This is a genomic window from Spiroplasma endosymbiont of Megaselia nigra (genome assembly GCF_003987485.1).
Taxonomy (GTDB): domain Bacteria; phylum Bacillota_I; class Bacilli_A; order Mycoplasmatales; family Mycoplasmataceae; genus Spiroplasma.
Map to the genome: position 1 here is coordinate 1 of NZ_RCOO01000054.1, position 7,772 is coordinate 7,772.

Below are 7,772 nucleotides of genomic sequence, written 5' to 3' on the forward strand. Positions count from 1 at the left end.
AATTAATTCACATTCTAAATTAACAAATTTATTCTGTACAACACTAGAAATAGCATCAGCAATAACACCATTTTTAATATTTTGTTCTATTAATGCTAAGTCAAATGCTTCATTCATTAATTTTAAATTAAATCTTTTATCAATAGGAACTGGAATTCTTGTTAATCCCATTGTTTGAGTTGTCCCACCATTTGGTAATGAATAATCATCTTGTCATACTACACGATGAGTTAAATTATATAATGCTTGTCCTGCATTTGGTAATCAAGCAACTTGTTCAGCTGTTGCTGTTGCATACTGCATAATACTTGCATATTCATTATATAAAGGTCCACGCAATAAAGCATTAACCATATCAACATAGGCTTTTTGCCCTGTTGTATTACCTTGTAATGTAAAAGGTACTTGTGGCAAGTTAATTGTTGCCATAATTTCACTCCCTTATTATCTAAGGTTTTTAAGTGTATAATCAGTTAATTTTTTTATTTCATCAGGTGTATATGCACCTTTTTCTTTAATACTTTCAATTTCATCATTTTTATTTTCAACCGATTTTTCAATCATATCTTTAATTAAATTAGTTGGCGAAACTGATTGTTGTTCTTCAACAAACAAATCAGGTTTTAATTCTTTTAAAGTTTGCATTTTTTCAGTTAAAGAATTACCACTAACTTTATTTAAATTAGTTTTAATATCTTCAATTTTAGTAGATGGAACATCTTTAAATGCTTTTAATTCATCTAATTCATTAGATAATTTAATAAAGTCTTCTTTTGATATAACATCTTCGCGTTTTTGCACACTTTCTCTAATTTGTTTTGCTTCATTATTAAACTGATTTAAGATGTTTTCAGCAATCTCTTCACTTAAACCTTGTTCGATTAATTGTTCTTTTGTAAGTGCCATTTTATAAACTCCTCTTTTTTTATTCTTGTCCGATTAACAAGTCAGCTAAACTCTTTTTTAACGGTAAAAGATTAAACCTATAACTTTAATTATATACTAATAGTTCACAAATGCAATACATTCTGTACACAAATACTAAACTTAATATATTTTGTTGTTAATTTAGATTTTAAAGTGTGTAATAAAAGTTATTTTGAATAATAAATTTATAAATTTATTAAATAATCCTATTTTATACTTGTATATATATATATATATATATATAATGCAGCTATATCTTGATAAATAAAAAGTTTCAAGATTAAGAAAAGGAGAAAAACAAGTATGAAAAAATTACTTAGTTTATTAAGTGTATTAACTATTAGTGGCAGTGCTATACCAACAACAATTGCCGCTAGTCCTTATCAAAAAGAAGAAACTATCAAAAATAATGATGTATTTGAAAAATGATATAAATTTTTAGAGCATGATGAATTAAAATTAAAATTATCATCAGATACTGCCTTTAAAATTATTTATCAATTTGAGCCAGATAGTAAGGCAGAATTTTTAAATCAAACTATGGTATTAATATCAAATTTACCAAAATCAGATCATAGTGGAGCTGGTAGTTCTATAAATAAAAAAGATATAAAAATAATGACAAATTTCATTTGAGAACATTTTTCTGAATTTCATGAAATTTGAAAAAACTTAAAACAAGAACAATCAATTATTATTAAAACAAATACTATTGGATATTGAGATAGTGAAAACCCAAATAATAGTATTTATCTTAATTAAATAAAGAAAGAAGGTTAAATAAACGTGAAAAAATTAATAAGTATATTAGGAACAGTTACTATTACAAGTAGTGCTATACCTACTGTAATTGCTGCTGCACCATATCAACAAGAAGAAAAAATATTAAAGCGTAATAAAAGATGGGGCGAAGTTCAATGAATTCAAATTGCACAACAATGACGCAATGCTGAACTAGCATATCAAAGAGCGGGTAAAGATTTTCAAAGTAATCAAAATCATACAGCCTTTAGTCAAGCCCAACAACGTTTCTTACAAGCTCAACAATCATTTAATAATTCAAAAAATGAATGACAACAGGGTTTAACACAATGAGTAAATCAACTAGCACAAGAACGTAATCAACAGTGATGAAATAATATTAAATCAGAACAAGCAACTCAATCGGAAATACAGTGAGTTACTAATAAAACGGTGGCTTTAGCATTAAAATTAGGTACAAATAATGTAAATAAAAATAAAATAGGTGAAATTATTAGAACAAAAAATAACTGTAATTCTGAAGTATCAAAAGCAGCTATAAATGGTGCTGTTGGTGGAGCGGTTGGAGGTGCGATTACATCATCTCCTTCAGCCGTAACTGTTGGAGCTTCTTCAGCAGTTGCAGGGGCTCTTGCAGGAAGTGTTATTCCAGGTATTGGTACTATAGCTGGTGCTATATTTGGAGGTATAGTTGGATTTTTGGGGACTATTTTTGGTGGAGCTGCTTCTGGGGCAGCAGTAGGTGCAATTAGTGGTGCTGCCGGTGCTGCAGCAGTAGAATGTTAAAATTAAAAAGTAATTAAATGGAAATAAAACTTATTTCCATTTTTAATTAAATTAAAAATTTATAAAAACAGAAAGGATTTATACATGAAAAAAATATTAATTATTTTAGGAACAATCACTTTAATAGGAACAAGTACAACCAGTTTAGTTGCTTGTAATACACCACAAGAATACACCCACGAAGAATTAGCAAAATTAAAAGAAAAAAACAAAATAAATACTGCTAACCAAGAAATAAAAGACAATTTAGAATGAATAACACCACAAGAAAAACCATTTAATACTGTTGATAATAAATGATATTATGTAGTATGACACAGTAATTCAAGTGAAAATTGAAGAATTACAAAATTTAAAAATGATATAAAAACATCAAAAGAAAATGGAAAAAGAACAATTGTTAATGAAGATGGTGTAGAAAAATTATTTATACTTATGGAAACAAGAGGTTTAATTAAAAATAAAGAAGTAAAATTTCCAAAAGATATAGCAGTTCAATGAAATTCTTCATTTTCTTGAAAATTTAGTCAACCATATAGTGAAACAGTTTTTAAATCAATTTATTGTTGAGATTCATTAGATAAACAAGAACCCGACTTAATTATTGATAATAAAGGTAATATAAAAGTTAAAGGAGAATAAGCGAGCGGGTTTAATCTCCTTTTTATTTATCTTGGATTAATTGTAATTTTAACAGGGTTAATACTTTTATTTATAATTCCTAAAACATTTGGATTAGAAAAATCTATTATAATGTCTTTGTTATTACCAAAATATTTATAAAACTTCATAGTACTATGATTAAGATACGCTAGTGATAATTCTAAATATAACACTTTTGAAAATCTAATTTTTAATTTTACATCATTAGTATAATATACTTGTAAATATGTTTCTTTAATTTTATCATTAACTTTATTAGATAATGATGTTATTTGTAATAAAAATAATAAAGTAGCACCATAAGCTTCATAAGTACTTTCATACAAATCTTTTGTTAAATTATTAGTATAAGCAGTAGCAAAAGTTTGAATATTATTTACTTTTATATTATCAGTATATAAAGTTATTACATTATCAAAATTAATATTATCACTTTGTGATAGACCCGCGGAACGTAAACTTACATCAGTTAATGTTTTAAAATTATTTTTACAATCGTCAACACCGCCTAAAATATTAATATTTCTATTAGGAATAAAATTTTCTATATTAGGAACTGCACATTTAACTTGTAAATTACTAAGATTACTTATTTCAATTGTTTTATAAGAACTAATAAATTTATCAATACTTTGAATTGTTGGGTCAATTTGTTTTAAATCAATTTCTACCTCATAATAACTTTCATAATAATTATTATTAAATAAATTAAAAAAATTATTTCCTCTAATTATTGAATGAGTATTAGTACATTGTGCTGGTGCTGTAATTTTAGTTTTTAATGGTTGAATCGTATTAGCATCTCAAATATCTTGTGTATATGGTTGATAGTTATATGGCACTGGTGGTAATACATATTGTGGGTAATTAAATGTTGGTATTTCATAGTCATGTGGTAGTAAGAAACTAGTTTTATAATTAGTTGTCATATCACGTAAATAATTATTTAAAACACTTTTTGTTTTTCCACGAAAACTCCATACTGATAAGCGTAAATAATATTCTTCATTATTGGTATATGGGTTATCAGCATAAAAAATAATTTCAAAATTACCTTTATATAGTGCTTGGATTGAAAACATATCAATAATATAACTACAATTTGTTCCATCAGGTGTTTGTAAGAATTCGCAATCATTATCTTTTTCACTAGCAATAACTGGTATTTGCGCATCTACTGCTTTGGTTTTTTCATTAATTAAATAAACTCGGTTAGTTTTTTCATTTAATTGTTTTAAATTATAAGTTGAATAAGTTATTCGTTCAGTTGGTTTACCATCTTTTTCTAAAACATTTCCTTGCATTTTATCAGTTAATAAAGTAGTAAAACCTAAACTAGTAGCATTTGCACCAAATATAGCACCAACTTTGTCGTTTCCTTGTTCTCTAAATATTTCAAATGGTAAATAACCTTTTCCTTTTGATTTTTCAGACCAAAAGGCATCATTATAAAAACTATAAACATTAGAACTCATAAAACCATTAAGAAATTGAAAATTAGGTCAAGTTTTTTTATCTTGATTAATAACTCATCCTCATGGAATACCAAATGAAATAAAATTTAAGAATTTACCAACTCCGCCTGGGATAGTAAAAGGATTAAATATTAACTTTTGCGTATAGTTTAAAGGTAATACGGTAATTTGGCGATTAATAAAATTATTCATATTTAAAATATCTCAAACATTACATGAACTCATTTTATTATATTCAAATTGAACTTGACCAACTGTATTACCAAATTCATCTTTTCTTCTAAAATAAGATGAAGCTTGTGTACTAATAATATTATCAACATTACCACTATTTACCTTTACTTTATTTGGTGGTGTTATTTTTCAACTTTTAGATCAATAAAATTCAGAATTATTATCTTCTTCATTAATAGTTGTACCAACAGTTGGATTAGTTGCTGTTGAACTTGCTTTATCAGTTATTACAATTCCCTCGCTATTTTTTTGATTTCAAAAGTCGTATCTACTTTCCATATCTTTTTTTCAATCTTCATAACCAGTTATCATTGTTGGTTGAATACCTTGAATGTTATATCAACTTACTTCGGGTGATGCATAGGTATTGATTTTATCAGGTGGAGCAGGAAACATATTATACATTAATAAGTCTCTTGAATTCATTACTTTTTTATTAAATTGACCTTTAATAATTGGTCGACCAATAACAGGCATATCAAAAAAGATAGGGTTACCATAAAATTTAACTGCCATTGCTCTAACCCCTGGGTCTTTTAATAAAACCTCATCTAATTCAATAATACCTTTATTTAATTTTTTATCATAAGTTATTTTAGGAAAACAATATCCTTCACCTGGGGCACTTGTTTGTATAAATTGTCGTACTGATAAACCACTATTACTAATTTTGTCATTAATACTTGAAAATGTAATTTCTTGTCATAAAAAACTACCATCATATGGTGAATAATAATTAATAACATTTGATGGATATAATCATTGTCTATCTTGTGGAGAAGAATTAATATCACCACCACCAATATTTAATCCACGGTCATTAAATACAGTATAAAAATTATAATAATCATTAATATTTAATTTCTCAGCATCTTCATCTAAAATTAATAAAGTATATTGTCTTTCTGTTGATTGCTGAGTAAATACTTGTTCAAATTTAGCTTCACCAAATTGAATTGAACTTCTATCATCAATCATGTAAGCATCTCAATATTTACCAACTTTAACTTCTTTTGTGTAAAAGTTATCTGCTTTATTATCATTATTAATAAAATAACTTAATTTATATTGCTTTAAGTATCCTAACATTCTATTAATATCATAAATGTTTTCACCATCAATTAATTTTCAATAAACATTATTATTTTCATCTTTTAATTTTATCGCAAAAGGTGTTTCATTGTTTGCTCATATTGTTGAATTAATTGGCTGTTTACTAAAATCATCAATCGTTAATAACTTAATTTCTTCACCCTTATGTTTTTGAACTATTTTTAAACTATCTTGTCATTGAGCAATAGTACTTTCCATATTATCAAATATGCGTGAATAACTACCATAATCACTTGGCTTTGCATTATTAGGTTTTCATCCTGTTTCTGTATCAGGAATATATGAACTATAAACATTAAAAGGAAATACCATTCAATGACGATTATCTCTTATATTTTCTCTAATATCTATTAAAGTATCATGGGCTTGTCTTCTTAATTCTTCCATAACACCGGGGTTAATTCTACTCATTTGTTAATTCTCCTTAATTTCTGTTCTACCTTGTAAGGCATTTTGATTATTACCAGTTTCATCATATTCTAGTAATTTATTATTATGTTCGATTTCTTTGGCTTGCATTTTATCTTGTCATTGTTCTATTTTTTGAAAATATTTGGTTGCTTCTAATTCATCAATATTATCATATTCAGTTATCGCTCTTATTGGCTCCATTGTGCCATTATCTAATCTAGCAGTAATTAATTCATTTTGTCGCATTTGGTCAACTAAACTAGCACTAATAAAATCAAATCCATAAGGGCGTTCACCAGCACCATCTCATAAACCATAATATTTTAAAATAGTATCAAACATCTTAGTATAATATTGTTTACGATATGATTGTAAATATGCTTGTTTTTCTAAATCTTTGGTTTTAGTTAATAAGGACTGTGTTTTATTTTGATCATTATCTGATTTATCACCAAAAGGACTAGAAAAATGACATGCTAAATATACTTGTTCAATAATTGATTTTTGGTCTTCCGTATATGTTTCTAAGGTTGGTGTACCTTGTACTACTTGTAAAGATTGGGATAATTGACCATCTACTGCTGATTGACCTGATTGAATAAAAATATCATCAAAAGCATCTTGTAATACTTTTTTATTGCCTTTGTTATAGGCAGTCATTAAATCATCATCTAATATTCCATATCAGTGCGTACGATTTGCTCATCGTTCTTTTGATTTAATATTAAAACTATCTTCTAAATCAAATTGTAATTTATAACAATTTGCCATTGTAGGTAATGGGTTTAAAGTTGTTGACGTAGATAAGAATAATGGATTAGGTTCATTAATCATTTCCCAAAAAGGAACTATACCTAATTTATTTTTAAATTCTTGAACTAAAACAGGTCTTACATTATCTTTAATTTCTGTTTTGCTTTGCCCAACAACTACTTCATTATTTTTTGGCCAACCCTTAATAATTATCTTATCTTTAGTACAAATTAAATTTAAAATAAAGCCACTATCTGATTGATGATAATTTAATCAAATATCAGCACCTTGTTCAATTTCGTTTATTTTACTTACACGAGATGTAAAGTTAAATGGGTTAATTCATAAATCAATATTGCCATCACTAGTTTCTAATAAACCAAAGATAGTTTTACCCATTAAACTTGCTGTTAATTCATTTTTATCTAATTTTTCTTTTATTTTATAAGTTTCATATCATCAATTTAGTTTTTCTAATATATCTTTACGGTGTGATTTAAATAATATATCTTTACCATTTACTAATCGCATTTGATGGTACGCAATAACATTTGCTAAATTAATTGTTCAATCATAATTATAAAATTTTAAAACACTATTAATATCATTTAAGTTTGGTAAACTAGGGAAAGTATTATTCATGGTTAT

Annotated in this window: 7 protein-coding genes; 3 read left to right on the plus strand and 4 right to left on the minus strand. The window is 26.2% G+C overall.

Features of this window, described 5'->3' with window-relative positions; all coding sequences use genetic code 4:
• Both D9R21_RS03415 and D9R21_RS03420 read right to left on the minus strand, forming a co-directional pair.
• Positions 1-429, minus strand: a 429-nt coding sequence (locus D9R21_RS03415) for a hypothetical protein (protein WP_148108824.1), incomplete at its 3' end; no start/stop codon positions are given.
• A gap of 15 nt (positions 430-444) precedes the next feature.
• Positions 445-906, minus strand: coding sequence for a hypothetical protein (locus D9R21_RS03420; RefSeq protein ID WP_126821109.1), 462 nt, complete (start codon positions 904-906; stop codon positions 445-447).
• Between the two features lie 324 nt (positions 907-1,230).
• Between D9R21_RS03420 and D9R21_RS03425 the strand changes: the two genes are divergently transcribed.
• From D9R21_RS03425 to D9R21_RS03435, 3 genes are all read left to right on the plus strand, one after another.
• On the plus strand, positions 1,231-1,689 hold the full coding sequence (locus tag D9R21_RS03425) for a hypothetical protein (RefSeq protein ID WP_126821110.1): 459 nt from the start codon (positions 1,231-1,233) through the stop codon (positions 1,687-1,689).
• Between the two features lie 24 nt (positions 1,690-1,713).
• Complete coding sequence (locus tag D9R21_RS03430) at positions 1,714-2,475, plus strand: hypothetical protein (protein WP_126821111.1); 762 nt, start codon at positions 1,714-1,716, stop codon at positions 2,473-2,475.
• A gap of 84 nt (positions 2,476-2,559) precedes the next feature.
• Positions 2,560-3,117, plus strand: coding sequence for a lipoprotein (locus D9R21_RS03435; RefSeq protein ID WP_126821112.1), 558 nt, complete (start codon positions 2,560-2,562; stop codon positions 3,115-3,117).
• 26 nt (positions 3,118-3,143) lie between these two features.
• On the opposite strand, the gene D9R21_RS03440 is transcribed toward D9R21_RS03435, so the two are convergent.
• Positions 3,144-6,371: a hypothetical protein gene (locus D9R21_RS03440; RefSeq protein ID WP_126821113.1), complete on the minus strand. Its 3,228-nt coding sequence runs from the start codon at positions 6,369-6,371 to the stop codon at positions 3,144-3,146.
• A 3-nt stretch (positions 6,372-6,374) separates the two neighbouring features.
• A partial coding sequence (locus D9R21_RS06985; RefSeq protein WP_158613862.1) for a hypothetical protein occupies positions 6,375-7,772 on the minus strand: 1,398 nt, incomplete at its 5' end.